At 67.6% G+C, this 24,801-nt stretch carries 27 protein-coding genes; 8 read left to right on the top strand and 19 right to left on the bottom strand.

Annotated features, from left to right (window positions below):
• Nucleotides 1-502: 502 nt before the first annotated feature.
• Together ASG27_RS03505 and ASG27_RS03500 are read left to right on the top strand one after the other, a co-directional pair.
• The gene (locus ASG27_RS03505; RefSeq protein ID WP_056411349.1) at nt 503-880 is read left to right on the top strand and encodes a DUF4398 domain-containing protein; all 378 of its coding nucleotides are present in this window, start codon (nt 503-505) and stop codon (nt 878-880) included.
• 70 nt (nt 881-950) lie between these two features.
• Nucleotides 951-1,871, top strand: a complete 921-nt coding sequence (locus ASG27_RS03500; RefSeq protein WP_056411347.1) for an OmpA family protein — start codon at nt 951-953, stop codon at nt 1,869-1,871.
• A 69-nt stretch (nt 1,872-1,940) separates the two neighbouring features.
• On the opposite strand, the gene ASG27_RS03495 is transcribed toward ASG27_RS03500, so the two are convergent.
• Together ASG27_RS03495 and ASG27_RS03490 are read right to left on the bottom strand one after the other, a co-directional pair.
• On the bottom strand, nt 1,941-2,960 hold the full coding sequence (locus ASG27_RS03495; RefSeq protein WP_056411345.1) for an aldo/keto reductase: 1,020 nt from the start codon (nt 2,958-2,960) through the stop codon (nt 1,941-1,943).
• A 28-nt stretch (nt 2,961-2,988) separates the two neighbouring features.
• A complete protein-coding gene (locus ASG27_RS03490; protein WP_056411343.1) occupies nt 2,989-3,591 on the bottom strand; it encodes a YdeI/OmpD-associated family protein in 603 nt (200 codons plus the stop codon).
• 151 nt (nt 3,592-3,742) lie between these two features.
• Between ASG27_RS03490 and ASG27_RS03485 the strand changes: the two genes are divergently transcribed.
• A complete protein-coding gene (locus tag ASG27_RS03485; RefSeq protein WP_056411341.1) occupies nt 3,743-4,177 on the top strand; it encodes a hypothetical protein in 435 nt (144 codons plus the stop codon).
• Here the strand turns inward: ASG27_RS03485 and ASG27_RS03480 are convergent, their stop codons facing one another.
• Nucleotides 4,178-5,203 (bottom strand): GNAT family N-acetyltransferase, encoded by a 1,026-nt coding sequence (locus tag ASG27_RS03480; protein ID WP_056411339.1) that lies wholly within the window; start codon nt 5,201-5,203, stop codon nt 4,178-4,180. It abuts the gene before it with no gap.
• A gap of 156 nt (nt 5,204-5,359) precedes the next feature.
• On the opposite strand from ASG27_RS03480, the gene ASG27_RS03475 reads away from it, so the two are divergent.
• Both ASG27_RS03475 and map read left to right on the top strand, forming a co-directional pair.
• Nucleotides 5,360-5,614, top strand: coding sequence for a ParD-like family protein (locus ASG27_RS03475; RefSeq protein ID WP_056411337.1), 255 nt, complete (start codon nt 5,360-5,362; stop codon nt 5,612-5,614).
• Nucleotides 5,614-6,405, top strand: coding sequence for a type I methionyl aminopeptidase (map, locus tag ASG27_RS03470; RefSeq protein WP_056411336.1), 792 nt, complete (start codon nt 5,614-5,616; stop codon nt 6,403-6,405). The genes ASG27_RS03475 and map overlap by 1 nt, the downstream gene beginning before the upstream one ends.
• A 134-nt stretch (nt 6,406-6,539) precedes the next feature.
• Here map and ASG27_RS03465 read toward each other — a convergent pair whose 3' ends face one another.
• From ASG27_RS03465 to ASG27_RS03430, 8 genes are all read right to left on the bottom strand, one after another.
• Nucleotides 6,540-7,493: a Gfo/Idh/MocA family oxidoreductase gene (locus ASG27_RS03465; RefSeq protein WP_056411333.1), complete on the bottom strand. Its 954-nt coding sequence runs from the start codon at nt 7,491-7,493 to the stop codon at nt 6,540-6,542.
• A 16-nt stretch (nt 7,494-7,509) separates the two neighbouring features.
• Nucleotides 7,510-8,367 (bottom strand): class III extradiol dioxygenase subunit beta, encoded by an 858-nt coding sequence (locus ASG27_RS03460; protein ID WP_056411331.1) that lies wholly within the window; start codon nt 8,365-8,367, stop codon nt 7,510-7,512.
• A 1-nt stretch (nt 8,368) separates the two neighbouring features.
• Nucleotides 8,369-8,815, bottom strand: coding sequence for a protocatechuate 4,5-dioxygenase subunit alpha (gene ligA / locus ASG27_RS03455; protein ID WP_056170929.1), 447 nt, complete (start codon nt 8,813-8,815; stop codon nt 8,369-8,371).
• 11 nt (nt 8,816-8,826) lie between these two features.
• Nucleotides 8,827-9,765, bottom strand: a complete 939-nt coding sequence (locus tag ASG27_RS03450) for an amidohydrolase family protein (protein WP_056411330.1) — start codon at nt 9,763-9,765, stop codon at nt 8,827-8,829.
• 31 nt (nt 9,766-9,796) lie between these two features.
• Nucleotides 9,797-10,810, bottom strand: a complete 1,014-nt coding sequence (locus ASG27_RS03445; protein WP_056411328.1) for a Bug family tripartite tricarboxylate transporter substrate binding protein — start codon at nt 10,808-10,810, stop codon at nt 9,797-9,799.
• Between the two features lie 91 nt (nt 10,811-10,901).
• Nucleotides 10,902-11,585, bottom strand: coding sequence for a 4-carboxy-4-hydroxy-2-oxoadipate aldolase/oxaloacetate decarboxylase (ligK, locus tag ASG27_RS03440; RefSeq protein WP_056411326.1), 684 nt, complete (start codon nt 11,583-11,585; stop codon nt 10,902-10,904).
• Nucleotides 11,586-11,746: 161 nt separating this feature from the next.
• A complete protein-coding gene (locus ASG27_RS03435; protein ID WP_056411325.1) occupies nt 11,747-12,781 on the bottom strand; it encodes an amidohydrolase family protein in 1,035 nt (344 codons plus the stop codon).
• Nucleotides 12,782-12,839: 58 nt separating this feature from the next.
• Nucleotides 12,840-13,529 carry a substrate-binding domain-containing protein gene (locus ASG27_RS03430; RefSeq protein WP_200912368.1) on the bottom strand — a complete coding sequence of 230 codons (690 nt, stop codon included), beginning with the start codon at nt 13,527-13,529 and terminating at the stop codon, nt 12,840-12,842.
• 185 nt (nt 13,530-13,714) lie between these two features.
• Between ASG27_RS03430 and ASG27_RS03425 the strand changes: the two genes are divergently transcribed.
• Complete coding sequence (locus ASG27_RS03425) at nt 13,715-14,635, top strand: LysR substrate-binding domain-containing protein (RefSeq protein ID WP_056170950.1); 921 nt, start codon at nt 13,715-13,717, stop codon at nt 14,633-14,635.
• A gap of 194 nt (nt 14,636-14,829) precedes the next feature.
• Here the strand turns inward: ASG27_RS03425 and ASG27_RS03420 are convergent, their stop codons facing one another.
• From ASG27_RS03420 to ASG27_RS03390, 7 genes are all read right to left on the bottom strand, one after another.
• Nucleotides 14,830-15,810: a tripartite tricarboxylate transporter substrate binding protein gene (locus ASG27_RS03420; RefSeq protein ID WP_056411665.1), complete on the bottom strand. Its 981-nt coding sequence runs from the start codon at nt 15,808-15,810 to the stop codon at nt 14,830-14,832.
• A 19-nt stretch (nt 15,811-15,829) separates the two neighbouring features.
• Complete coding sequence (locus tag ASG27_RS03415; protein WP_056411321.1) at nt 15,830-16,561, bottom strand: ABC transporter ATP-binding protein; 732 nt, start codon at nt 16,559-16,561, stop codon at nt 15,830-15,832.
• Nucleotides 16,554-17,327, bottom strand: coding sequence for an ABC transporter ATP-binding protein (locus ASG27_RS03410; protein ID WP_056411318.1), 774 nt, complete (start codon nt 17,325-17,327; stop codon nt 16,554-16,556). The genes ASG27_RS03415 and ASG27_RS03410 overlap by 8 nt, the downstream gene beginning before the upstream one ends.
• A 1-nt stretch (nt 17,328) precedes the next feature.
• The gene (locus tag ASG27_RS03405; protein WP_056411316.1) at nt 17,329-18,324 is read right to left on the bottom strand and encodes a branched-chain amino acid ABC transporter permease; all 996 of its coding nucleotides are present in this window, start codon (nt 18,322-18,324) and stop codon (nt 17,329-17,331) included.
• Between the two features lies 1 nt (nt 18,325).
• On the bottom strand, nt 18,326-19,198 hold the full coding sequence (locus ASG27_RS03400; RefSeq protein ID WP_056170957.1) for a branched-chain amino acid ABC transporter permease: 873 nt from the start codon (nt 19,196-19,198) through the stop codon (nt 18,326-18,328).
• A 384-nt stretch (nt 19,199-19,582) separates the two neighbouring features.
• A complete protein-coding gene (locus tag ASG27_RS03395; RefSeq protein WP_056170959.1) occupies nt 19,583-20,773 on the bottom strand; it encodes an ABC transporter substrate-binding protein in 1,191 nt (396 codons plus the stop codon).
• Between the two features lie 292 nt (nt 20,774-21,065).
• The gene (locus tag ASG27_RS03390; protein ID WP_056411313.1) at nt 21,066-21,845 is read right to left on the bottom strand and encodes a GntR family transcriptional regulator; all 780 of its coding nucleotides are present in this window, start codon (nt 21,843-21,845) and stop codon (nt 21,066-21,068) included.
• Nucleotides 21,846-22,125: 280 nt separating this feature from the next.
• Between ASG27_RS03390 and ASG27_RS03385 the strand changes: the two genes are divergently transcribed.
• Together ASG27_RS03385 and ASG27_RS03380 are read left to right on the top strand one after the other, a co-directional pair.
• Nucleotides 22,126-23,184 (top strand): aromatic ring-hydroxylating dioxygenase subunit alpha, encoded by a 1,059-nt coding sequence (locus ASG27_RS03385; RefSeq protein ID WP_056411663.1) that lies wholly within the window; start codon nt 22,126-22,128, stop codon nt 23,182-23,184.
• Nucleotides 23,181-24,146 carry a PDR/VanB family oxidoreductase gene (locus tag ASG27_RS03380; RefSeq protein WP_056411312.1) on the top strand — a complete coding sequence of 322 codons (966 nt, stop codon included), beginning with the start codon at nt 23,181-23,183 and terminating at the stop codon, nt 24,144-24,146. Before ASG27_RS03385 ends, ASG27_RS03380 begins: the two co-directional genes overlap by 4 nt.
• A gap of 221 nt (nt 24,147-24,367) precedes the next feature.
• On the opposite strand, the gene ASG27_RS03375 is transcribed toward ASG27_RS03380, so the two are convergent.
• A complete protein-coding gene (locus ASG27_RS03375) occupies nt 24,368-24,736 on the bottom strand; it encodes an HPF/RaiA family ribosome-associated protein (RefSeq protein WP_056411311.1) in 369 nt (122 codons plus the stop codon).
• Between the last annotated feature and the right edge of the window lie 65 nt (nt 24,737-24,801).

Raw genomic sequence — 24,801 nt, 5'->3', positions numbered from 1 at the left:
GCTGGCTCAGCCGACCTACCGGCATGGTCCAGCAAGAAAGCCCGGCCGAGACGTCAGGTGCTGGCGTGCAGAACAAGCCCGTTTGACAAACAGTGCCAACGGTCTTTCGAGCCCACTGGCACGGCTTTCAGCATGATCCGCGCACGATTGGGTGCGGCACATCGCTGGCCGCCCGCACCACACCTTCGCTACCAAGTAACTAGCGTGCCATGTTGATGCCCGTCAAGCCGTAGGACTCAGCCGCGCACTCCTGCGCCACCCATCAACGCAAAGCCGCAAATGCAAATGTGAATGCAGCAGCGCATGCAATTGCAAGAGTTCGTAAGACTTCGCCCACAGGAATACAGAGGCAGTACCTACGCCCCCTCCACGGCCCGCCGCCAACAATGCATGCACACCAGGGCCACCCCTGGTCTCCGGTGCCAGCACCGCACAACGTGCCCTCGCGGCACAGCCGCTGGCCACCGTCACTACACCACTTCCAGCAGGAGTTCACTACACCATGCACTCGACCGCACTCATCCGAACCACCGCTGCAGCCCTTGCGCTGGGCGCCCTGGCGGCATGCTCTTCCACCCCCGCCCCCACCGAGCAGATGGCCGTGACCCGCACCACGGTCAACCGTGTCGCGGCAGCGCCCACCGTGGCCGCCAATGCACCGGTCGACCTGCAGCGTGCGCAGGAAAAGCTCATCCAGGCCGAGAAGTCCATGACCCAGGGCGACTACAAGAACGCCCGCCGCCTGGCAGCCGAAGCAGAAGTCGATGCCCGCGTGGCCGAGACGCGCGCCGATGCGGCCCGCAACGCCACCAACCTGGCCCAGGTGCAGGACAGCATCCGTGCGCTGCAGGAAGAAATCAACCGCCGGTCTCCCCGCTGAGCGCCGTCGCACGCCTTGCGCCGCGCCTCACCACTGACCGCCTGAACGACATTTGAAGGGACATCCCACCATGCGCCAATTGATCCACCGTACCACCGCCCTGTGCTCCAGCCTGATCGCCGTGGGCCTGCTCGCCGCCTGTGCCAGCACCGCACCCCTGCCCGCCCTGGAGCAAGCCCGCTCTGCCGTCACCGCCGCTGCGGGCGACCCCGCCGTGAACCAGTACGCCGCCGTGGAGCTCAAGCAAGCCACCGACGCCCTGGCCCGCGCCGACCGTGAATGGGCCGACGACCACGACGAATCGGAAACCAACCACCTGGCCTACATCGCCCGCCAGCGTGCCGAGATCGCGACCAACACCGCCCGCGCACGCCAGCTCGACGCCAACATCCAGCAAGCCGGCAGCGAGGCCGACCGCATCCGCCTGCAGGCCCGCACCCAGGAGGCCGACCAGGCCCGCCTGCGCGCCCAGCAGGCCCAGGCCCAGGCCATGAGCGCCGAGCAACGCGCCGCCCAGCAGCAGGCCAATGCCACCGCCGCCATGGCCCAGGCCAATGCCGCCCAGGACCGCGTGCGCGCGCTGGAAGCCCAGCTGCGCGACATGGAAGCGCAGCAGACCGAACGCGGCCTGCTGGTCACGCTCGGCGACGTGCTGTTCGCCTTCAACAAGGCCGAGCTCTCACCCCAGGCCGCACCGCGCCTGGAAAAGCTGGCCAACTTCTTGAAGCAGTTCCCGGACCGCAAGCTGCTGATCGAGGGCTACACGGACAGCGTGGGCTCCGACAGCTACAACCAGGACCTGTCCGACCGTCGCGCCCAGGCCGTGCGCGACGCGCTGGTGGTGCGCGGCGTGGACACCAGCCGCATCACCGCCCGCGGCTACGGCAAGGCCCACCCCGTGGCCGACAACGCATCGCCGGAGGGCCGCGCGATGAATCGTCGCGTGGAGATCGTGATTGCGGATGACAAGGGGAATCTGCGCGGACGTTGAGGCTTCCAGTAACCCAAAGGCAAGGGCCCGGAGCAGTGATGCTCCGGGCCCTTGTCTTTTCAGCACCCGCTACGCCGCGCGGCTTTCGAACGTCTCGGTATCCACCTCACCCGCACTCTGCGCGCTGTACCGCGGGCCCACCACCGTGCGCTCATTGATCAGCACATCAAGCCGTGCGATCACCGCCGCATCCAGCTGCACACCGGCCGCGCCCACATCGTCCAGCAGGTGCTCCACGCTCGTCGTTCCGGGGATGGGGATGATGTGCTCGCCCCGGTGCAGCAACCACGCCAGCGCCAGTTGCGCGGGGGTGCAGCCCACCTCGCGCGCGATGGCCTGGTAGCCGGTCAGCAGTTGCAGGTTGGCAGCATAGGCATCGGGCGCAAAACGCGGCATGGCTCGGCGGATGTCCTTGGCGTCCAGCGTGCTCACGTCCGTGAGTTCGCCACACAAAAAACCCCGCGCCACCGGGCTGAAAGCGACGAAGGCGGTGCCAAGCTCGCGGCAGGCGTCGAGCACGGCGATCTCGGGGTTGCGGGTCCACAGCGAATACTCGGTCTGCACCGCCGCGATGGGGTGCACCGCGTGCGCGCGGCGCAGGGTGGCGGCGGACACTTCGGACAGGCCGATGCTGCGGATCTTGCCCGCGCGCACCAGGTCGGCCAGTGCGCCCACGCTGTCTTCGATGGGCACCTTCTTGTCCCAGCGGTGCAGGTAGTACAGGTCGATCACGTCGGTCTGCAGGCGGCGCAGGCTGTCTTCGCAGGTCTGGCGCAGCGTGGCGGGGCGGCCGTCGATCACGCGCACCAGCTTGCCGTCGCCGGCCACGTCCACGCCCTGCATGCCGCATTTGCTCGCCAGGGTGAAGCGGCTGCGGTGGCTCTTCATCACGCGGCCCACCAGTGTTTCGTTGGCGCCGAAGCCATACAGCGTGGCGGTGTCGAACAGCGTCACGCCCGCATCGAGCGCGGCCAGCAGCACGCGCTCGCCCTGCTCGGCCGACACCGGCGCGCCGTAGGCGTGCGAGAGGTTCATGCAGCCCAGCCCGATGGCCGAGACGGAGAAAGGTCCAAGGTTTCTTTGTTGCATGGCGCAAGCTTACGACAAGCAGGCGCCCTCAAGCCTTGGCAGCCAATGCCGCGGCCCGCCCCGTCCACAGGTCGATCCGTTCGCCCGCTTGCGAAGCGGCCAGCAATTGCGCAAACCGCGAATCGCGGGTTTCGGCACGCTTGGCCGATGTCACCCAGTGCAGCATCGATTTGCGATATCCCGCCGGTGCGGCCTCGAAGAACTGCCAGGCCTTCTTGTGGCGTTGGAACTCGCGCAACTGCGGCGCGGGCAGCTCGGCGGCTGCGGCCTGCTCGTGCGAGTAGATGGCGGACTTGTCCGCCTTGCGGTGGCTGAAGGCCGCCAGGCCCGCGGGCATCATGCGGCCAACCGCCTGCAACTGCTCCATCTTGGCGATATTCACCGCGCTCCAGATGGACGATGGCTTGCGTGGCGTGAAGCGGATGGAATAGCTGTGCTCGTCGATGCGCCGGCGCACGCCGTCGATCCAGCCAAAGCACAGCGCCTCGTCCACCGATTCGGACCATGTCATGCAGGGGCGGCCCGAGCCGACCTTGTGAAAGCCCACCAGCAGCTCGCTGGACTGCGCGGCGTGCTGCTGCAGCCATCGGCGGAAGGCGGCGGGCGTGGCGAAGAAAGTGGGGGCTGGCATGGCGGGCCATTGTTGCCAACATCTGCGCGCCTGTACAGGCGGGCAGCACGCAGGCAGCACCCCTGCGCGCCCGCCAGAGATACATTACGCAAGGCCGTTCGCGGCCCCATCGCCCCGCCGCAGCGAGCCCGCCCTGCCCAGGAGAAGTGCCATGCCCTCCGCGATCTACCCCGCGCTGTTCTTCACCGTGGCCATGCTGGTCAACACGGGCTACTTCCTGCTGGGGGGCCTGCCGCTTTTGATACTGCGGCACGACGAGCCGCTGGACGCCCGGTTCGTGCGCGGATTCTTCAACGTGTACTACCAGGCCGCTTTCTGGGTGGCACTGGGCGCTGCGGTCAGCTATGCGCTGTGGGGCCGGTGGGCGTTTGCCGTGGGTGCCGCCGTGCTGGCTGCCACGGCCACGCTCTTGCGCAGGCGTCTGCTGCCGGTGATGCTGCATCTGGGCAGCCGGATCGAAGCGGGCCATGCAGGGGCGGTGCAGCAGTTCCGCCGCATCCATGCCACGGCGCTGCTGCTCAACCTGGTGCAGCTGGTGGTGGCGGTGTGGGGGCTCATCGTGCTGTCGAGGGACTTGTCGAACTGACTAACGCGCGGGCGCGGCGGGGCTCCGCGGCTGGTGCGTGCGGTCCAGGAGCAGGGGCTTGCGGAACACGCAGTTGCGCTGCTCGACGATGAATCCGCAGTCTTCATAGATGCCCTGGGCGCCGTGGGCGTTGGTGCTGTCCACGCCCAGCCCGGACTCGTGCATGCCCGCGTCGGCCTGCGCCCGCAGGCTGCGCGCGATCAGCGCACGCGCCAGGCCCCGGCGGCGCCAGCGCTCGTCCACGCTGATGAATTCCGTCCAGCCGCGCTGGCGTGCGTTGCCCGCATTCCACGTCGCATCGATGTACGCGCGCACCTGGCCAGCCACTTCGTTCGTGGCCACATCCCAGGCCACCTGCCACAGGTGCGGCTGAAAGACGGGGCTGTCCAGCCAGCGTTCGTAGTCATTGTCGTCCGGCGGCGCGACACCCCAGTGCGACCGGAACGCACGGTGGTGCGCCTCGCGGATGGCGCGGTAGTGGTCGGGCTGCACCGCGCGCACTTCCACGCCGGCAGGCAGCGCGAAGTTGGCGATGTCGTTCAGCGTGGGGCGCACCATGGTGAAGAAGTAGCGCTCGGGCCGGTAGCCGGATTTTTCCAGCAGCGCCGCGCGCGCGCTTTCGCCCTGGGTGACGAAGGCGTGGTGCGCATGCGGGCCGGGGTGGCCCCGGGCCGCGGCCATGGCGCGCTGCCGCGCCTCCAGCCATGCATGCAGTTGCGTGCCGATGCCGCGCCGGCGCCACGGCGGTGCGACCACGGCGAACTGCCCGTACAGCTGCAGCCCGTCGACCTGCTCCCAGTGCCAGGCGCGCACATAGCCGGCGATGTTGTCTCCCGCCTGCGCGATCCACACGTCGTGCTGCGGCACGCACGCGGTGAATGCGGCGTAGTCGCGCGCCACGTCGTCCACGGTGCGGAAGAACCGGGTCTCATCGAGCGCAAAGCTGGCGTTGGCGCAGGCGACCATGGCCGGAAAATCCGACGGCCCGGCGAAGGGGCGAAAGGTCACGGGAGGCGATGAACCCATGGGTGGCTGGTCCTGGTGTTGCGGTGGCGTGCGTGGGCCGCAGAGGCAGCGGCACGGCGGACCGCCCATTGTGGTCAACCCATGCTGTGCGTCATCTTAAGACGTCGCTACACGTTTTATATATAATTCGTATACGTTTTATATAGAGACCAATCCATGGGTATCGTCAAAATTTCCGACCAGATGCACGAGAACCTGCGGGTCGCAGGCACGGCACTGAGCCGCTCCATCAACGCGCAGGCCGAGCACTGGATGCGGGTGGGCATGCTGACCGAGATGCACCCCGAGCTCGACCACCGCGAGATCTGCCAGCTGCTGGTGCGGGCCGAAATGGCGGGCGGCCTGGACATCGCCATGGCGGTGGACGGCCTGCCGGACAAACCCCGCGCCGTGGGCAACGGGAAGCACTGATGGCGCGCAGCGTCCCCATCAAGTCGGCAGACGAACTGGCCCTGTCGCGCCGCGCCGCGCAACTGGCCGCCGAGGTGCTGCACAGGATCGAGCCCCACGTGGTGCCCGGCGTGAGCACCGAAGAACTGGACCGCATCTGCCACGATCACATCGTGAACGTACAGGGCGCGGTGCCGGCCAACGTGGGTTACCTGGGGTACCCCAAGACCATCCTCACCTCGGTCAACCAGGTGGTCTGCCACGGCATTCCGTCGCACGACAAGATCCTGAAGAAGGGCGACATCGTCAACATCGATGTGGCCGTGATCAAGGACGGCTGGTACGGCGACACCAGCCGCATGTACTTCGTCGGTGCGCCCAGCACGCTCGCCCGGCGCCTGGTGGAAACGACGTACGAAGCCCTGTGCGCAGGCATCCGGCAGGTGCGGCCCGGGGCCACGCTGGGCGACGTCGGTCACGCGATCCAGACGGTGGCGCAGCGCGAGCGCTTCAGCGTGGTGCGCGAGTACTGCGGCCACGGCATCGGGCAGATTTATCACGACGTACCGAACGTGTTGCACTACGGCCAGCGCGGCACCGGCCTCACGCTGGAGGCCGGCATGGTCTTCACCATCGAGCCCATGCTCAACGCCGGCGGCCGCGAAACCAAGGAGCTGGCCGACGGCTGGACCGTGGTGACCAAGGACCGCTCGCTGTCCGCCCAGTGGGAGCACATGGTGGCGGTGACGCCCGACGGGTACGAAGTGCTCACGGCCTGGCCGGGCGGCACGGGCAGCTACGCGCCGATCTGAACACCAGCGCCCCTCCACGCCTCTGCGCAGGTATGAAGCCGGGCACCCAAAAGAAAGAGCAGCTATCGAATCGATAGCTGCTCGCGCTCTTCCAATGGGCGACAGGGTCTTTTTCAACCCCTGAAAGCCGGGCTTCAGCCCGCGTTGAGCTGCTGCTCCAATCCGTGCAGCACCTCATAGCACGCCAGCACGCGGCCCACGCTGGAGTTGGGTTCGCGGCCTTCGCGGATGGCGGCGAAGAACTCGCGGTCCTGCAGCTCGATGCCGTTCATCGACACGTCGACATGGCTCACGTCGATCTTCTCGTCCTTGCCGTTGTACAGGTCGTCGTAGCGCGCCAGGTAGGTGGCGGTGTCGCCGATGTAGCGGAAGTACGTGCCCAGCGGGCCGTCGTTGTTGAACGACAGCGACAGCGTGCAGATGGCGCCGTTCGCTGCCTTGAGCTGGATGCTCATGTCCATCGCAATGCCCAGCACCGGGTGGATGGGGCCCTGGATGGCGTTGGCTTTGACGATGGGGCTGCCCGCCTGGTACGCGAACAAATCCACCGTGTGCGCGGCGTGGTGCCACAGCAGGTGGTCCGTCCAGCTGCGGGCCTGGCCCAGCGCATTGGTGTTGGTGCGGCGAAAGAAGTAGGTCTGCACATCCATCTGCTGGATGTTGAACTCGCCTGCCTGGACCTTCTGGTGCACGTACTGGTGGCTGGGGTTGAAACGGCGCGTGTGGCCGCACATGGCCACCAGGCCTTTGTCCTTTTGCGTGGCGACGACTTCCTGCGCGCCCTTGAGGCTATCTGCCAGCGGGATCTCCACCTGCACGTGCTTGCCGGCCTTCAGGCAGGCGATGCTCTGCTCGGCGTGCATCTGCGTGGGGGTGCACAGGATCACGGCGTCCACCTCCCGGATGGCCAGTGCATCGTTCAGGTCGGTGCTGACGTGCTGGATGCCGTACTTGTCGGCCACTTCCTGGGTCTTGGCCAGGTCGCGGCTGATGAGGGAGATGACTTCGACGCCGTCGATGTTTTTAATGCCGTCCAGATGCTTGATGCCGAAGGCGCCAGCGCCTGCGAGTGCGACTTTGATGGTCATGTCGGGTTCCTTGAAGTTATTGGTTCTCGAGGATCAGGTGCCCCACTGCCGTATTGCTGGCGGGCACGTGGAAGAAGCGGTGCGCCACCTTGGGCGCTGGGCCGGTACCGGCCACATCGCTCATGGCGCCGCGGGCGATGAGCCACATCACGAGTTCGATGCCCTCGCTGCCGGCTTCGCGCACGTATTCGATGTGCGGCACCTGGGCCAGCTCGGCGGGCTCGGCGATCAGGCGGTCCAGGAACTTGTTGTCCCAGTCCTTGTTGATCAGGCCGGCGCGCGGGCCCTGCAGCTGGTGGCTCATGCCGCCCGTGCCCCAGATCTGCACGTTGAGGTCTTCATCGAACGACTCGATCGCCTTGCGGATGGCCTTGCCGATCTGAAAGCACCGGTTGCCCGACGGCACGGGGTACTGCACCACGTTGACCGCGAACGGGATGACCTTGCAGGGCCACTGCTCGGGCTGGCCGAACATCAGCGACAGCGGCACGGTGAGGCCGTGGTCCACATCCATGCGGTTGACGATGGTGAGGTCGAAGTCGTCCTGGATGACCGACTGCGCGATGTGCGCGGCCAGCTCGGGGTGGCCGTACACCGTGGGCACGGGGCGCGGGCCCCAGCCCTCGTCGGCGGGCTGGTAGGACGCGGCCGTGCCGATGGCGAACGTGGGGATCATGTCCAGGCTGAATGCGGTGGCGTGGTCGTTGAAGACCAGGAACACGACGTCGGGCTTGTTGGCCTTCTCCCATGCCTTGGAGAAGTCGTAGCCCTTGAACAGCGGCTGCCAGTAGGGCTCGCCCTGCTTGCCCAGGTCGAGCGCCGCGCCGATGGCGGGCACGTGGGAGGTGTAGACGGATGCGGTGATCTTGGCCATGTCAGTGTCCGGCCGGCTTCTTGCCGGCGGCTCCTTGGGGTTGTCGGTGCGCCTGTGCGTCGCCGTCTTCGCCGACGTAGCGGTTGCCCTCGGCCGAGCGGCCGCCGCCGATCATCATGTTGCGGTATTCGTCTTCCGTCATGCCGGTCATGGAGCCGGCCATCTGCTGGAAGGACCGGCCGTCGGTCGCGCCGATCTTGGCCAGGAAGTAGATGTTGCCGCCCAGCGCGATGCAGCGGTTGAGGTCGCGGGCGAGCACGGCCAGCTTCTGGTCTTCGGTCATGGGCCACTCGTCCAGGTAGCCGCGCTCGTTGGCCAGGAACCGCGCGCGGTTCTCGGCCTTCATGAGCGACATGCAGAACTGGTTCAGGTGGTAGCCCAGGCGCGACTGCTCGGCGTCGAAGATGGTCGTGCCGGGCACGTCCTTGTAGGGTTTGTGCAATGCCATGGTGTGCTCCTTCAGCCCTGGGCCAACTCGGGCCAGTACAGGCGCGTGGGATTGTCCACCAGCAGCTTCTTTTGCAGCTCGGCCGTGGGCGCGATGTGCGGGATGAAGTCCACCAGCAGGCCGTCGTCGGGCATGTGGTCCTTGAGGTTGGGGTGCGGCCAGTCGGTGCCCCAGAGCACGCGGTCGGGGAACTCCTCGACCACCTTGCGCGCAAACGGCACCACGTCCTGGTAGGCCGCCTGCTCGCCGTTCAGTGCCTTGGGGCCGGCCACCGACAGGCGCTCGGGGCAACTGACCTTGCTCCACACGTTGGGGTGCTCACGCATGAATTTCAGGAACAGCGCGAACTCGGGGCCATCCACCGGCTTGCTCACATCCGGGCGGCCCATGTGGTCCACCACCACCGTGGTGGGCAGCTGGGTGAAGAAGTCCCACAGCTCGGGCAGGTCCACCGCCTCGAAGTAGATCACCACGTGCCAGCCGAGCTTGTGGATGCGGCCGGCGATCTCCATCAGCTCGTCCTTGGGCGTGAAGTCCACCAGGCGCTTGACGAAGTTGAAGCGCACGCCCCGCACGCCGGCGTCGTGCAGCGCCTGCAGCTCGGCGTCCGAGATGCTGCGCTTGACCGTGGCCACGCCCTTGGCCTTGCCGCCGCTGGCCTGGAGCGCATCGACCATGGCGCGGTTGTCCGCGCCGTGGCAGGTGGCCTGCACCACCACGTTCTTGTCGAAGCCCAGGTGGTCGCGCAGCGCGAACAGCTGCGCCTTGGAGGCATCGCAGGGCGTGTACTTGCGCTCGGGTGCGTAAGGAAATTCGGCGCCGGGGCCGAACACGTGGCAGTGCGCATCCACCGCGCCTGCGGGCAGCTGGAACCGGGGCTGGCTCGGGCCGGTGTACCAGTCCAGCCAGCCAGCGGTCTTCTCGAAAGGGCCGGAAGTGGGTTTACTCATGATGATGAAACTTTCACAAAGGTGGATGCCATCAGTCCAGCGAAACGTTGGCCTTCTTGATCACGTCGCCAAAACGCTGGCTCTCGTCCTTCACGAACTGCGCGAACTGGGGGCGCGTGGTGGGGAACTGCTCGTAGCCGAAGGTCTTGAACTTCTCGGCCACATCCGGGCCGGTCAGGGCCTGCTCTATGTCGCGCTTGATCTTGTCGGTGACGGCCGCAGGCAGGCCGGGCGGCACGGCGATGGCGTTCCAGCCGGTCACGGCAAAGTCCTTGGGGCCACCCGCTTCGCCCACGGTGGGCACGTCGGGGAACTCGGCCGAGCGCTGGGGGCCGGCAAAGGCCAGCAGGCGCAGCTTGCCCGCGCGGTACAGCGGGCCGGCGGTGGCGGCGCTGCCCAACGCGAAGTCGATGTCGCCGGTGGCGACCGAGGTGTACAGCTGCGTGGTCTCCTTGAAGATCACGTGCTCCATCTGCGTGCCGGTGGCGGACTCGAACAGCTCCGAGCCCAGGTGCACCGGGTTGCCCACGGACCACGAGCCGTAGTTGAGCTTGCCCGGGCGGGCCTTGGCGTCGGCCACGATGTCGCCCACGGTCTTGTACTTGCTGCCCGTGCCCACGGTGAAGAAGAAGTGGGTCTTGAACAGCGGCAGCAGCGTGTCGAAGTCCTTGGCCACGTCGTAGGGCAGCTTCTTGAACAGGCTGGGGTAGGCGGCCAGGTGCACGTTGTCCAGCACGATCAGGTCATGCCCGTCCTTGGCGCCGCGCTTGAAGGCGTCGATGGCGATGAAGCCGTTGCCGCCGGGCCGGTTCTCGACCACCACGGGCTGGCCCCAGCTCTTGGACAACTTGTCGGCTACCAGGCGGGCCACGCCATCAGGGCCGCCACCCACCGGGAAGGGCGTGATGATGCGCACCGGCTTGGTGGGGAAGGCCTGGGCGTGTGCGCCGTGGGACGCGAGGCCCAGGGTGGCGGCCAGGCCGAGCGAGACAACGGACGCCAGGCCAACGCTGCGGCGCAGGGGGGAGAAGGTGCGAGAGGTCATGGAATGCAAAAAAACAAATGCTATAAATTCGATAGCTGCTACCGCTTGCCAGGCAAGCGGTAGAGGCCTGAAATATTCAAGGCTGCCTGATCTAGTCGATGTACCTGAGGCCCGCCTTCTCCAGGCCGGGGCGCATGTTGTACATGTCCAGGCCCAGCACGCCCGAGGCCAGCTTGGCGCGTTTCTCGCCCTCGAAGCTCTCGCGCTTTTGCGCGGCGGCCAGCGTCTCGGCCGCACGGGCGGCGGGCACGCAGACCACGCCGTCGTCATCGGCCACGATCACGTCGCCCGGCGTGACGAGCGCACCGGCGCACACCACGGGGATGTTCACCGAGCCCAGCGTGGCCTTGATCGTGCCCTTGCTGCTGATGGCGCGGCTCCACACGGGGAAGTTCATCTCCTGCAGCGTCTTCACGTCGCGCACGCCGGCGTCGATGATGAGCGCACGCGCACCGCGCGACTGGAAGGAGGTGGCGAGCAGGTCGCCGAAGTAGCCGTCGGTGCACTCGGACGTGACCCCCGCCACCACCACGTCGCCGGGCTGGATCTGCTCGGCCGCCACGTGCAGCATCCAGTTGTCGCCCGGCTGCAGCAGCACGGTCACGGCCGTGCCGCTGATCTGCTGGCCGCCGTAGATGGGGCGCATGTAGGGCTTGAGCAGGCCGACGCGGCCCATGGCCTCGTGCACGGTGGCCGAGCCCAAAGCGGCCAGGCCGTCGGCGGCCGCGCGGTCAGCGCGGGTGATGTTGCGGTAGACAACGCCTAGTTCGTACATGGTGGTCTCTCTTCGTTTGTGTGGGTGGTGTTGGATCTTTGAGCGCACGGCGTTCGATCACCCTCCACCGTTCGGGCTGAGCTTGTCGAAGCCTGGTGCCGCGCTTCGACAGACTCGGCGTGAACGGCCGGGGTTGGGGGTCATCTAGGCCGGCAGCAAGGTCACAGCCCCTTGGCCTTCAGGCGCGCATCCAGGCGCGGGAACACGCGGCGCACATTGCCTTCGTAGATCTGGTGCTTGTCGTCCGCGCTCAGGATCTTGCTGGCCTCGATGTAGCGCTTGGTGTCGTCGTAGTAGTTGCCGGTGGTGGGGTCGATGCCGCGCACCGCGCCGATCATCTCGCTGGCGAACAGCACGTTCTTCACCGGGATCACCGTGTTCAGCAAATCGATGCCGGGCTGGTGGTAGACGCAGGTGTCGAAGAACACGTTGTTCATCAGGTGGTCGTCCAGCAGCGGCTTCTTCATCTCCTGCGCCAGGCCCCGGAACCGGCCCCAGTGGTAGGGCACCGCGCCGCCGCCGTGCGGGATCAAGAACCTGAGCGTGGGGAAGTCCTTGAACAAGTCGCCCTGGATCAGCTGCATGAAGGCCGTGGTGTCGGCGTTCAGGTAGTGCGCGCCCGTGGTGTGAAAGCACGCGTTGCAGCTGGTGCTCACGTGGATCATGGCGGGCAGGTCGTACTCCACCATCTTTTCGTAGATGGGGTACCAGTGCTTGTCGGTCAGCGGCGGGCTGGTCCAGTGCCCGCCCGAGGGGTCGGGGTTCAGGTTGATGCCCACGGCGCCGTATTCATGCACGCACTTTTCGAGCTCGGGGATGCAGGTGGCGGGGTCCACGCCGGGGCTTTGCGGCAGCATGGCCACGGGCACGAAGTGGTCGGGGAACAGCGTGGAGACCCGATAGCACAGCTCGTTGCAGATGGCGGCCCAGGTGCTGGACACCTCGAAGTCGCCGATGTGGTGGGCCATGAAGCTCGCGCGCGGGCTGAACAGCGTGATGTCGCTGCCGCGCTCCTTCATCAGCTTGAGCTGGTTGGTCTCGATGGACTCGCGCAGTTCGTCGTCGCTGATGGTCAGGTCTGCCACCTTGGGCATCTGGGCGGGGTCCTTGATGCCGGCGATCTGCGCGTTGCGCCAGTTCTCCAGCGCCTTGGGGGCCGTGGTGTAGTGGCCGTGGCAGTCGATGATGAGGCTCATGGGGTGTTGCTCCTGAAAGATGTTCTTGTCGAAGTGCTTGTGCTGTGGCGCAGGCCGGTCACGCGGGGCTCATGCCCTGCCTATGCTTGGCGTCCGCGGCTTGCGGCGACGCCATGTAGGCCAGCAGTTCGCGGGCGGCATCGGCCTGCTGCGACTGCGCGCCGATGCCGGCGGAGAACGTGGTCGTGATCTGGATGGCGGGCGGCAGCGGCCCGACGATGGCGATGCCTTGCACGTGCAGCAGCTCGCTCAATTGCTGAAAACCCAGCGCCACCTCGCCCTTGGCCACCAGCGAGCCCACGGGCACGCCGGGCGGTGCCTGCACCATGCGGCCCGCGATCTCGCCGGCGATGCCCCAGCGTTCGAACAGCTTTGCCAGCGCCACGCCGCTCGGGCCGGTGGAGTAGCTGATGCTGCGCGCGGCCAGCACGGCCTGGCGCACGGCGTCTTCGGAGCCGATGTCCGGCTGCGGCGCACCGGCGGGCACGGCCACCGCCACGCCCGAATGCACCAGGTCGACCACGCTGCCGGGCACGATGCAGCCCGCGGCCAGCAGCTTGGCGATGGCATCGGCCGCGAGCACCACCACGTCGAAGGCCTCGCCGGCCCTCACGCGCTGGGCGGCGTCCACACCGCCCACGGCCTCGATGCTGGCGCGGTGGCCCGTGGCCTGCTCGAAGCCCGCAGTCAGCTCGGCCAACACCTGGCGGGTGGCCATGGACGAGATTCCGCGAAGGTGTTGGGGCATGGTGGCGTGAAGGTGAAAGGCAGACAAAAGGGCCAGGGCGCCCAGCCCGCACGGAGCCTTGGAGCGCTGTCTAGGCCGGATTCTGGGCGAAGCCGAGCTATACAAAAAGTAGCTACACCGTCTAGCAGGTATATCATTTACCGATAGGAAACACTTTTGCCGAGCCCCCGCTTCGCGCCTCTCCGATGGACCTCAAGCAGCTGGAATACTTTGTGCGCGTGGCGGAGCTCGGCAGCTTCACCCGCGCGGCCGCGGCGCTGGACGTGGCGCAGTCGGCGCTGAGCCGCCAGATCCGCCTGCTGGAGGTGGAGCTGCGCCAGAACCTGCTGGTGCGCAATGGCCGGGGCGCCACGCCCACCGAAGCGGGCAAGCTGCTGGTGGAGCACGGGCGCGGCATCCTGCACCAGATGGCGCGGGCGCGGGAGGACATGGACCGCATGCGCGGCGGGCTGTCGGGCCGCGTGGCCATCGGCCTGCCCAACAGCGTGGCGCGGGTGATGACGGTGCCGCTGACCCGCGCCTTCCGCCAGGAGCTGCCCGAGGCGCGCCTGTCCATCAGCGAGGGGCTGTCGGGCGCGATTCTGGAAGGCCTGGTCAGCGGGCGCCTGGACATCGTGGTGCTCTACAACGCCCAGCCCTCGCGCGACATCGATGTGGCGCACCTCATCGACGAAGACCTGGTGCTGGTGCGCGTGCGCCCGCCCGGCCTGGCCGAAGACCCGCCGCCCGGCCCCATCCCGCTGGCCGAGGTGGCGCGGCTGCCGCTGATCATCCCGTCGCGGCCCAACGCGATCCGCATGCATGTGGAATCGGAGATGGCCAACATCGGCTGCCGCCCTGAGGTGGCGCTGGAGATCGACGGCGTCTCCGCCATCCTGGACCTGGTGGCCGACGGCGCGGGCTGCGCCATCCTCTCGCGCAACGCGCTGCTCAACTCGCCCCGGCCTTCGGCCTACACGGCCCAGGTCATCGGCACGCCGGGCAAGCCGCCGCTGCGCATCGCGCTGTCGCTGGCGACCAGCCTGCAGCGGCCGGCCACGCAGGTGCAGAAAGCGGCGCTGGAGCTGATCCAGCGCACGGTGCCGCTGGTGTTCGAGCACCCGTGAACGTCGCCGGGTATCACGCTGCTTATGGAAGGAGAAAAACGGTTCACCTCCTACCGTTCATGCTGAGCCTGTCGAAGCGCGGCACCAGGCTTCGACAAGCTCAGCCCGAACGGCAAGGGGTGCGGTAAAGGGGTGCGGTACGGGGGCAGTCAGCCCGACCGGTATCGGACCGGCTGATTGAACGCGAACCCTGCCTAATGCCGCGCGATCTTGGCCCGCGTGATCACATCGCCCCAGCGCCGCACATCGGCTGCCAGGTGTTCGGCGGCCTGCGAGGGCGTGCTGCCCTGGGCCTGCAGGTTCAGCTCCAGCAGGCGCTTTTTCACGTCGGGCTGGGCCAGGGCCGACTGCACCTCGCGCGACAGGCGCTCCACCACGGCGGGCGGGGTGCGTGCGGGCACGGCCAGGCCGTTCCAGGACGTGACGTTGAAGCCGGCCAGGGGGCCGCCGCTGTCGCGCACCGTGGGCACGTCGGGCAGCTGCGGCGCGCGCTGGGCGCCCAGCACCGCCAGCGGGCGCAGGGCCCTGGAGCCGATCTGCGGCATCAGCCCGCCGAGGATGTCCACCATGGCGTCGATCTCGCCGCCGCGCAGTGCGGTGATGACCGGCGGCGTGCCGTTGAAGGGCACCACCTGGGCGTCGATGCCGGCGGTCACCTTGAAGAGTTCGGCCGCCAGGTTCTGCGTGGTGCCGATCTGCGGCGTGCCGATGTTGAGCTTGCCCGGGTTCGCGCGGCCATAGGCCAGCAGCTCTGCCAGGGTGCCGAAGCGCCCGCCTTCACGCACGACGATGGCCAGGTCGAACGTGGCCAGCAGCGACACCGGCACGAAGTCCTTCAGCGTGTCGAACGGCAGCGTATTGAACAGCGCGGCGCTCACCGCGGTGCCGCTGCTGATGAGCAGCAGCGTGTGCCCGTCGGGCTCGGCGCGTGCGACCTGCTCGCCGGCCACCACGCCGCCCGCGCTGGGTTTGTTCTCGATCACCACGCTTTGCCCCAGCGGGCCCGCGATCTTCTGGCCCACCGTGCGCGCGGTGATGTCGGCCGCGCCGCCCGCCGCATTGGGCACCACGATGCGGATCGGGCGCGAGGGGAACGCGGGCTGCGCGTGGGCGGCGGCCGCGCCCCACACGGCGGCCAGGGCCAGGAGGGTTCTGCGGTGGATGGTGAGGTTCATGCGCATGCCTTGGCCCCTGTCAGCGCGACACGCCCAGCAGGCGGTCCAGCAGCGCGGGCTGCGCGCTCAGCTCTGCCGCTGTGCCCGCGTGCACCACCGTGCCCCGGTCCAGCACGGCGGCCTGGTCCGAGATGACCAGGATGGCCTGCGGGTGCTGCTCCACGATGATGGCCGACAGGCCTTCTTCGCGCGTGATGCGGCGGATGGCGCGCAGCAGCTCTTCCACGATGATGGGCGCCAGGCCTTCGAGCGGCTCGTCCAGCAGCAAGAGGCGCGGGTTGAGCACCAGCGCGCGGCCCACGGCCAGCATCTGCTGCTCGCCGCCCGACAGCTGCGTGCCCAGGTTGGTCTTGCGTTCTGCCAGCCGCGGGAACATCTCGTACACCCGCTCGGGCGTCCATGGGCGCGCGGTGGAGCCCTTGCGGCCGGGGCGCGCCACGGCCGTGAGGTTCTCGTGCACGGTGAGCGACTTGAAGATGTTGCGCTCCTGCGGCACCCAGCCGATGCCGGCGCCCGCCCGCTCGTGCGAGGGCAGCTTGTGCAGCGCCGCGCCGCCGAGCATCACCGCGCCGCCGTGCTGGCGCGTGGCGCCTGCCAGCGTGTTGATGAGCGTGGTCTTGCCCGTGCCGTTGCGGCCCAGCAGGGCCAGGGTGTCGCCTTCGGCCAGCGACAGGGAGATGCCTTGCAGCACCACGGCTTCGCCGTAGCCCGCGCTCAAGCCCTCGATGCGAAGCAGCTCGGTCTTAGACATGGGCGTCCTCCCCATGGCCGAGATACACCGCCCTCACCTGCGGGTCGTTGGCAATCGTGTCCGGGTCGCCCTCGGTCAGCACCGTGCCGTTGACCAGCACCGTCATGCGGTTGGCAAAGCTGAAAACCAGGTCCATGTCGTGTTCGATCAACAGCACCGAGACATCGGCGGGCAGTGCCGCCACGGTTTGCAAAAGTTCTTCGCGCTCGCCCGCGGGCACGCCCGCCACGGGCTCGTCGAGCAGCAGCACGCGCGGCTCGCAGGCCAGCGCGATGGCGATCTCCAGCAGGCGGCGCTTGCCGTAGGCCAGCACCCGCGTTTCCTCGGCCATCACCGAGGTCAGGTGGAACTGCTCGAGCAGCTGCTCGCAGCGCTCGGTGACGGCGCGGCGCGCGCCCAGCGGCTGCCACCACTTGCCGCCCAGGCCCTGGTGCTGCGACACGGTGAGCGCCAGGGTCTCCAGCGGCGTGAGGCTGTCGAACAGCTGGTTGATCTGGAACGTGCGCACCATGCCGCGCGCCACACGCTGGTGCGGCGCCAGGCGCGAGATGTCCTGGCCTTCGAGCACGATGGCGCCTTCGGTGGGCTCCAGCACGCCGGTCAGCAGGTTGATCAGCGTGGTCTTGCCCGCACCGTTGGGGCCGATGAGCGCGTGGCGTGCGCCCTTTTTCAAGTCCAGCGTGACGTTGTTGGTGGCGGTGATACCGCCGAAGCGCTTGACCAGGCCCTGCGCCGACAGCACGGTGGTGGAGGTTGTCGTGTTCATATCAATGGCCTCCCGCGCTGGAGCTGGCACCGGGCTTGCGCCCGGCCCCGAACCAGGTCCAGGGGCGGAACAGGCGGTCGCGCCCGACCAGCACCAGCACCACCAGGAACAGGCCGATCCAGAACGTCCAGTACTGCGGCGTGACAGACGAGATCACGTCCTGCAGCAGCTTGAAGCCCACGGCGCCCAGGATGCCGCCGTAGAGCCAGCCCACGCCGCCGATCACCAGGATCAGCATCACGTCCGCCGAGCGGTGGAACTCGAACAGGTCGAGCGATGCAAAGCCCGTGGTCTGCGTGAGCAGCGCGCCCGCAGCGCCTGCCAGCGCGGCCGCCAGCGTGTACACCTGCGCCAGCTTGGCCGTGACGGGGATGCCGATGGCCATGGCGCGCAGCCGGTTGTCGCGGATGGCCTTGAGCGTGGCGCCGAACGGCGACTGCACGATGCGCCGCGCTATGAGGAAGAACACCAGCAGCACCGTGAGCGAATACCACGCCGCCGTGCGGCCATACAGGTCGAACTCGAACTGGCCCAGCACCGGGCCTATCACCACGCCCTGCAGGCCGTCGGCGCCGCCCGTCAGCCAGTCGAGCTTGTTGGCCAGCTCCAGCATGATCAGGCCCACGCCCAGCGTGACCATGAGCCGCGTGAGGTCGGTGCCGCGCATGATGGTGAGCGACGCCACCGCCCCCAGCACCGTGGCCGCCGCAATGCCCACCGCCAGGCCCACCAGCGGGTCGGGCATCACATGCTTGGCGAACAGCGCCGCCGCGTAGCCGCCCATGCCGAAGAAGGCCGCGTGGCCCAGCGACACGATGCCGGTGTAGCCCAGGATCAGGTCCAGCGAGATCGCGAACAGCGCCACGATGGCGATCTCGTTGATGATGAGCGCGTGGCTGGGCAGGGCAAGCGGCGCGACGAAGGCCAGGATCCAGAAGATGGGTTCCCACCAGCGAAAGCGCCGGGCCTTCAAGAGGATGGAGGTCTGAGCGTTCATCTCATTTCCCTCCTTTGCGAACGAAGAGGCCTTGCGGGCGCCAGATGAGGATCACGATCATGAGGCTGTACACGATGAAGGCGCCCAGCTTGGGGATGTAGTACTTGCCCGCCACGTCGGCAATGCCCAGCAGCAGCGCGGCCAGCAGCGGTCCGGTGATGGACGAGGTGCCGCCCACCGCCACGACGATCAGGAAATAGATCATGAACTTGAGCGGAAAGCTCGGGTCCAGGCCCAGCACCTCGGCCCCCAGCGCACCGCCCAGCCCCGCCAGGCCCGAGCCGAACGCGAAGGTGGACAGGAACACGATGTTCACGTTGATGCCCATGCCCGCGGCCACGCGCTGGTCGTCCACCGACGCGCGCAGGCGGCTGCCGAAGCGCGTCTTGGTCAGCACGTACTGCAGCCCCACCGTGAGCGCCGCGCACACCGCGATGATGAACAGCCGGTAGTGCCCCATGCCCAGCATGAAGGCGCCGCTGCCGATCTCGGTGCGGCCCTTGAGCCATTCGGGCAGCTGCATGATCTGCTGCGTAGAGCCCACGAAGTAGTCCACGCTGGCCACGGCCATGAAGACCAGCCCGATGGAGAACAGCACCTGGTCCAGGTGCGCCTTGTTGTACAGCGGCCGGTACAGCGTGCGCTCCAGCACCGCCCCCAGCAAGGCCGTGCCCACAAACGCGATGGGCAGGCACACCAGAAACGGCACACCCAGCCGCTGCATCAGCAGCACCGTGATGTACCCCCCCGCCATGGCAAAGGCCCCGTGCGCCAGGTTGATGAAGTTCATCAACCCCATGGTCACGGCCAGGCCCACTGCCAGGATGAACAGCAGCATGCCGTAGGCAACGCCGTCGAAAAGAATGGTCAGCATGAAATCACTTCAATGAAGACGAACAAGGGTCATGGGTCCGCGCGTGGCGCCCTGGCTTCGACAGGCTCAGCCCGAACGGGTGGTGCCTCTCTACAAGGTCAGCCTCAACAGCAGCACCCCGGCTTCGACAAGCTCAGTCCGAACGGGTGGTGCGGTGGCTTCAACTGTCTGAGGCTGAACGTAACGCCCTGGTTTCGAAAAGCTCAACCCGAACGGATGGTGGAAGAAAGCCTCCCCCGAAAACTGGCGCGCCCCGCAACTGATTAGAAGCACCCCGCCCGCAAAAACCGGCGCGCCCCAAGGCCAGCGCCACCGTGGAACTGGCTTCGCCAGGCCAAGGGTGGCGTCCCCCTGTAGGGGGAAGGCGCGCAGCGCCTCAGGGGGTTACTTAGTCTTGCCGGGGTCCTTCACATCCTTGATCACATCGAACTCCACGTTGTACAGCTGCCCGTTCACGCGCTCCACCTTGCGCAGGTACACGTTCTGCACGATGTCGCGCGTTTGCGCGTCGATGAACACCGGGCCGCGCGGGCTTTCGAACACCTGGCCCTTCATCGCGGCCAGCAGCGCATCGCCGCCGCCCGCGCCCTTGGTGGTGCGCAGCGCTTCATAGATCACGCGCATGCCGTCGTAGCCGCCCACGGCCATGAAGTTCGGGCGCAGGCCCTTGTTGGCTTTCTCGAACGCGTCGACGAACTTCTTGTTCAGCGGCGAGGGGTGCGCGGCCGAGTAGTGGTGCGAGGTGACCACGCCCAGGGCGCCGTCGCCCATGTCGTTGAGCTGATCGTCATCGGTCACGTCGCCGGTGGCGATGAGCTTGATGCCGGCCTTGTCCAGGCCGCGCTCCAGGAACTGCTTCATCACCGCCGCGCCCGCGCCCGAGGGAACGAAGACGAACAGCGCGTCGGGCTTGCCGTCGCGCACCTTCTGCAAGAACGGGGCGAAATCGGGGTTGCGCAACGGCACGCGCAGGGCCTCGGTCACCTGGCCGCCGTTGAAGGTCAGGCGCTGGTTGAAATACTTTTCGGCGTCGATGCCGGGGCCGTAGTCACTGACCAGGGTCACGACCTTCTTGATGCCGTTCTTGGGCGCCCAGTCGGCCAGTGCCACCGACACCTGGGGCAGCGTGAAGCTGCTGCGCACCACATAGGGCGATGCCTCGGTGATGCTGGACGTGGCCGCGGCCATCACCACCAGCGGGGTCTTGGACTGCGTGGCCAGCGGCGCAGTCGCCATGGCCGACGGCGTGATGCCCATGCCGGCGAGCACGTTGACCTTCTCGTTCACCACCAGCTCCTGGGCCAGGCGGCGCGTCACGTCGGGCAGGCTGGTGTCGTCCTTGATGATGAGCTGCACCTTCTTGCCCGCCACGGTGTCGCCGTTCTGCGCCATGTAGAGCTTGGCGGCCGCTTCGATCTGGCGGCCGGTGGTGGCCTGCTGGCCCGTCATGGGCAGGATGAGGCCGATCTTGAAGACGTTGCTGTCTTGCGCGGCGGCGGGCAGTGCGGCCAGGCCGCTGGTCAGCACCAGGGCCGCAGCCGCGGAGGCACGAAGAAGGTGGCGTTTGGTGGGCATCGATGTCTCCTGGGGATGTCGTTGTATACAGAACAATGCTGGCCGCAGTGTGAATCGCGCTGGAGACTTCGACAAGCGGGCTTTCCCACTTTTAGATATCTCAGAACGGGATATCACCCCCTGAGTCGCCTGCGGCGCCTTCCCCCTCTCTCGCGCTGCGCGCGGGAGGGGGACGCAGCCAGCGGCCTGGCACAGCCAGTTCCGCGGCTACCTGGCGGAAGCCACGCCCTCTTCCTCCGCCGCCCGGCATCCGCCGACAGCGACCCGCTCGGAAGCCTTTTTTGGATGCAGATCACCCGCGTTCACGAATGAGCCCGACACCCGGCAAGCCCTGCACCTGGGCCGCCTGCACCGCAGCCAGCAGGTTGCGCCGCGTGATGCGGGAATGCTCGCGCAGGATGGCTTCGGCCCGGGCGCCCTCGCGGCGCTCGATGGCGTCGAGGGCCTGGCGGTGCTGGTCTTGCGCCACGATGAGCATGTCGCGCGCTTCATGGGAATGGGTCTGCACCACGACGAAGGCCGAGGGCGATGCGAACGGCAGGCCCTTCACCCGGTCCAGCTCGCGCGCGATCACGTCGCTGCCGACCATGCGGCTGAGCAGCAGGTGAAAGCGCGCGTTCAGCTCCACGTAGCGCGAGAAGCCCTCATCGTCCAGCGTGCGGGGTGCGAGGGCCGTGTCGATGGCGTCCAGGCAGGCGTGGGCTTCGGCCAGCAGCGCGGCCTCCACGCCGCGCTCGGCCGCCAGGCGCGCGGCCAGCCCTTCCATGGTGCCGCGCAGCTCGATGGCGTCGGCCACGTCGGTCTCTGAAAACGTGCGCACCGCGTAGCCGCCGCCGGGCAGGCGGTGCAGCAGCCCCTCCTGCTCCAGCCGCATCAGCGCGGCGCGGATGGGGGTGCGTGAGACGCCCAGCTTTTCCACCAGCGTCAGCTCGGCAATGCGAGCCCCCCCGGGCAGCTCGCCCGCCAGGATCATCTCGCGCAGGCGCAGCTGCGCCTTGACGGCCTGCGAGGTGGCGGCGTCGCCAGCGGGCGCTGAAAGGGTTGCGATCTGCGGATCGTCGGTCAGGTGCATGGCTGGCGGGACGGGTGGACGGAGGGAGGACGGCAGCCTGGCTGGGCCGCAACGAGCCCCGAATGTATACACAAACCCGCATCAAATCCAGGCGCCACAGGTGCAATCCAATTTAAAACAACGACTTACAAGCTATGCCGGCGTGCGATAGCTGGTTTTCAGTAATTTTATGTATACAGCGCCGCACTCCTTTCGCACAATCCGCTGTATCCCAGTGCGCGGCTTTCCGGGCGCGCACTGGCCCCACGAACAAGCCATCGACACCCACGAGACAACCACTATGTATCCCAAGAACGCCTGGTACGTTGCCTGCACCCCCGACGAGATCGCCGACAAACCCCTGGGCCGCATGGTCTGCGGCGAGAAGATCGTGTTCTACCGCCCCGCCCCTGACAAGGTGGCTGCGCTGGAGGACTTCTGCCCGCACCGGGGCGCACCGCTGTCGCTGGGCAAAGTGTGCGACGGCGAGCTGATGTGCGGCTACCACGGCCTGCGCGTGGGGTGCGACGGCAAGGCGGTGTCCATGCCCGGCCAGCGCGTGCAGGGCTTTCCGCGCACGCGCAGCTTTCCGGTGGAAGAGCGCTACGGCTTCATCTGGGTGTGGACGGGCGATGCCGCCTTGGCCGACCCCGCCAAGATCCACCCTCTGCCCTGGGCCGAGAGCGACGAGTGGGCCTACGGCGGCGGGCTGTACCACATCGCCTGCGACTACCGCCTGATGATCGACAACCTGATGGACCTGACGCACGAGACGTATGTGCACTCCACCAGCATCGGCCAGAAAGAGATCGACGAGGTGCCTTGCAAGACCCGGGTGGAGGGCGACGAGGTCATCACCAGCCGCTTCATGGAAGGCATCCAGGCGCCGCCGTTCTGGCAGATGGCGCTGCGCATGAACGGCCTGCCCGACGACCAGCCGGTGGACCGCTGGCAGATCTGCCACTTCTCGCCACCGAGCCATGTGCTCATCGAGGTGGGCGTGGCGCTGGCCGGCCACGGCGGCTACGACGCGCCTGCGGACAAGAAGGCATCGAGCATCGTGGTGGACTTCATCACGCCCGAGACCGACACCTCCATCCACTACTTCTGGGGCATGGCCCGCAACTTCAAGCCGCAGGACCCCGAACTCACCGCCAAGATCCGCGAAGGCCAGGGCGGCATCTTTGCCGAGGACCAGGAGATGCTGGAAAAGCAGCAGCACAACCTGCTGCGCTACCCCGACCGCAAGCTCTTGATGCTCAACATCGATGCGGGCGGCGTGCAGTCGCGCAAGGTGCTGGACCGCGTGATCGCCGCCGAGCGCGCGCCTGCAGCCCCGCAGCCGGCGGTGACCGCATGACCGCGCAGGAGACGTTCCAGGTCCGCGTCGCCAAGAAGACCGCCGAGGCCGAGGGCATCGCCAGCTTCGAGCTCGCGCGGCTCGACGGCCAGCCGCTGCCGCCGTTCAGCGCGGGCTCGCACATCGACGTGCATGTGCCCGGCGGCACGGTGCGCCAGTACTCGCTGTGCAACGCATCGCACGAACAGCACCGCTACCGCATCGCCGTGCTGCGCGACCCCGCCTCCCGCGGCGGCTCAGTGGGCATGCACGACCGCGTGAACGAAGGCGACGTGATCACCATCAGCACGCCGCGCAACCACTTTGCGCTGCACCCCGCGCAGCACACGCTGCTGCTCGCGGGCGGCATCGGCGTGACGCCACTGCTGTGCATGGCCGACCGCCTGGCGCGCACCGGCGCGGGCTTTGCGCTGCACTACTGCACGCGCTCGGCCGAGCGCACCGCGTTTGCCGGCGAGATCACCGCCTCGCCCATGGCACCGCACGTGCACTTTCACTTCGATGCGGGGGCGCCCGAGCAAAAGCTCGACCTGGCGTCCGTGCTGGCAGCGCCGGGAGACGACAAGCGGGTGTATGTGTGCGGCCCGGCGGGCTTCATTGACCATGTGGTGAGCACGGCCCAAGCGATGGGCTGGGCACAGGACCGCATCCACCTGGAATACTTTGCGGCGCCCGCGCAGGACACCTCGGGCGATGAGGGCTTCGAGGTGCGCATCGCGAGCACCGGCAAGACCTATGCGATTGCGCCGGACATTTCGATCGTGGACGCGCTGCGCGGCCAGGGCATCGACATCATGACCTCGTGCGAACAGGGCGTGTGCGGCACCTGCATCACCCGCGTGCTGGAGGGCAAGGTGGACCACCGCGACATGTACCTGACCGATGAGGAAAAGGCGAGCAACGAGCAGTTCATGCCCTGCTGCTCGCGCGCGCGCAGCAAGCTGCTGGTGCTGGATCTGTGAGCGCTGCGGCGGCGATGGCGATGGCCGCAGGCTGAGGTGACTGCGCCGGCGCCATGCCGCACGGCGCGGGGTGGCTGTGTGACGGGCTGCGCCGCGCGCCAGCCCCAGCCAGCGAAGGCGCGCCCGCGCAATGCAGGCGCCGCCTTCGGTTGCTATCGTTCACATAGCAACAAAATGATGAACGGAGAGCGGTAGCGGGGCATGCGGTGCACCATTCAAGGTCAACCCGCGGCGGCGGCATCCGACGCGTCCAGCGTCCGGATGGTGTCACGCCCGTGGCGGTCTTTGGCGCGGCCCAGGTCGGTGTCGAGCGCGCGGGTCAGCTTGTCGACCGAGGAGATGAACGCCCGGCCCATTTCGCTGGCATCGTCGGCCACGGAGATCGGCTGGCGGCCGGTGACGCGCGCCTCGATGCGGCAGCGCTTGTCGTTGGCACCGGACTTGCCGGCGTCGAGGTCACTCAAGAACACATCCAGCCGCGTCACATGGTCCTGAAAGCGCGACAGCCGGCTCTTGGCTTCGGTGGCGATCCACTCGCTGAGGGATTCGCCGCCTTCGATGTGGTCGTCCGTATTGACTTGTACTTGCATGGTGGTGCTCCTTGAAGAATTCAAGCGAAGGACCCTGCCCTGCCGTGTCTTGCGTCCCGGCTGGG

Source organism: Acidovorax sp. Leaf191, assembly GCF_001424425.1.
GTDB lineage: Bacteria > Pseudomonadota > Gammaproteobacteria > Burkholderiales > Burkholderiaceae_C > Acidovorax.
Note: the sequence above shows the minus strand (reverse complement) of the source record. Positions and strands in the feature narration are given on the sequence as shown.

Excerpts from the sequence above, each read along its gene's own strand:
- ASG27_RS03395 (WP_056170959.1), bottom strand. The coding sequence starts at position 20,773 with ATGCCCACCAAACGCCACCTTCTTCGTGCCTCCGCGGCTGCGGCCCTG.
- ASG27_RS03495 (WP_056411345.1), bottom strand. The coding sequence starts at position 2,960 with ATGCAACAAAGAAACCTTGGACCTTTCTCCGTCTCGGCCATCGGGCTG.
- ASG27_RS03450 (WP_056411330.1), bottom strand. The coding sequence starts at position 9,765 with ATGAGTAAACCCACTTCCGGCCCTTTCGAGAAGACCGCTGGCTGGCTG.
- ASG27_RS03385 (WP_056411663.1), top strand. The coding sequence starts at position 22,126 with ATGTATCCCAAGAACGCCTGGTACGTTGCCTGCACCCCCGACGAGATC.
- ASG27_RS03490 (WP_056411343.1), bottom strand. The coding sequence starts at position 3,591 with ATGCCAGCCCCCACTTTCTTCGCCACGCCCGCCGCCTTCCGCCGATGG.
- ASG27_RS03420 (WP_056411665.1), bottom strand. The coding sequence starts at position 15,810 with ATGAACCTCACCATCCACCGCAGAACCCTCCTGGCCCTGGCCGCCGTG.
- ASG27_RS03380 (WP_056411312.1), top strand. The coding sequence starts at position 23,181 with ATGACCGCGCAGGAGACGTTCCAGGTCCGCGTCGCCAAGAAGACCGCC.
- map (WP_056411336.1), top strand. The coding sequence starts at position 5,614 with ATGGCGCGCAGCGTCCCCATCAAGTCGGCAGACGAACTGGCCCTGTCG.
- ligK (WP_056411326.1), bottom strand. The coding sequence starts at position 11,585 with ATGTACGAACTAGGCGTTGTCTACCGCAACATCACCCGCGCTGACCGC.
- ASG27_RS03400 (WP_056170957.1), bottom strand. The coding sequence starts at position 19,198 with ATGCTGACCATTCTTTTCGACGGCGTTGCCTACGGCATGCTGCTGTTC.
- ASG27_RS03485 (WP_056411341.1), top strand. The coding sequence starts at position 3,743 with ATGCCCTCCGCGATCTACCCCGCGCTGTTCTTCACCGTGGCCATGCTG.
- ASG27_RS03460 (WP_056411331.1), bottom strand. The coding sequence starts at position 8,367 with ATGGCCAAGATCACCGCATCCGTCTACACCTCCCACGTGCCCGCCATC.
- ligA (WP_056170929.1), bottom strand. The coding sequence starts at position 8,815 with ATGGCATTGCACAAACCCTACAAGGACGTGCCCGGCACGACCATCTTC.
- ASG27_RS03425 (WP_056170950.1), top strand. The coding sequence starts at position 13,715 with ATGGACCTCAAGCAGCTGGAATACTTTGTGCGCGTGGCGGAGCTCGGC.
- ASG27_RS03390 (WP_056411313.1), bottom strand. The coding sequence starts at position 21,845 with ATGCACCTGACCGACGATCCGCAGATCGCAACCCTTTCAGCGCCCGCT.
- ASG27_RS03410 (WP_056411318.1), bottom strand. The coding sequence starts at position 17,327 with ATGAACACGACAACCTCCACCACCGTGCTGTCGGCGCAGGGCCTGGTC.
- ASG27_RS03480 (WP_056411339.1), bottom strand. The coding sequence starts at position 5,203 with ATGGGTTCATCGCCTCCCGTGACCTTTCGCCCCTTCGCCGGGCCGTCG.
- ASG27_RS03405 (WP_056411316.1), bottom strand. The coding sequence starts at position 18,324 with ATGAACGCTCAGACCTCCATCCTCTTGAAGGCCCGGCGCTTTCGCTGG.
- ASG27_RS03415 (WP_056411321.1), bottom strand. The coding sequence starts at position 16,561 with ATGTCTAAGACCGAGCTGCTTCGCATCGAGGGCTTGAGCGCGGGCTAC.
- ASG27_RS03500 (WP_056411347.1), top strand. The coding sequence starts at position 951 with ATGCGCCAATTGATCCACCGTACCACCGCCCTGTGCTCCAGCCTGATC.
- ASG27_RS03375 (WP_056411311.1), bottom strand. The coding sequence starts at position 24,736 with ATGCAAGTACAAGTCAATACGGACGACCACATCGAAGGCGGCGAATCC.
- ASG27_RS03475 (WP_056411337.1), top strand. The coding sequence starts at position 5,360 with ATGGGTATCGTCAAAATTTCCGACCAGATGCACGAGAACCTGCGGGTC.
- ASG27_RS03465 (WP_056411333.1), bottom strand. The coding sequence starts at position 7,493 with ATGACCATCAAAGTCGCACTCGCAGGCGCTGGCGCCTTCGGCATCAAG.
- ASG27_RS03430 (WP_200912368.1), bottom strand. The coding sequence starts at position 13,529 with ATGCCCCAACACCTTCGCGGAATCTCGTCCATGGCCACCCGCCAGGTG.
- ASG27_RS03435 (WP_056411325.1), bottom strand. The coding sequence starts at position 12,781 with ATGAGCCTCATCATCGACTGCCACGGCCACTACACCACGGCCCCCAAG.
- ASG27_RS03505 (WP_056411349.1), top strand. The coding sequence starts at position 503 with ATGCACTCGACCGCACTCATCCGAACCACCGCTGCAGCCCTTGCGCTG.
- ASG27_RS03445 (WP_056411328.1), bottom strand. The coding sequence starts at position 10,810 with ATGACCTCTCGCACCTTCTCCCCCCTGCGCCGCAGCGTTGGCCTGGCG.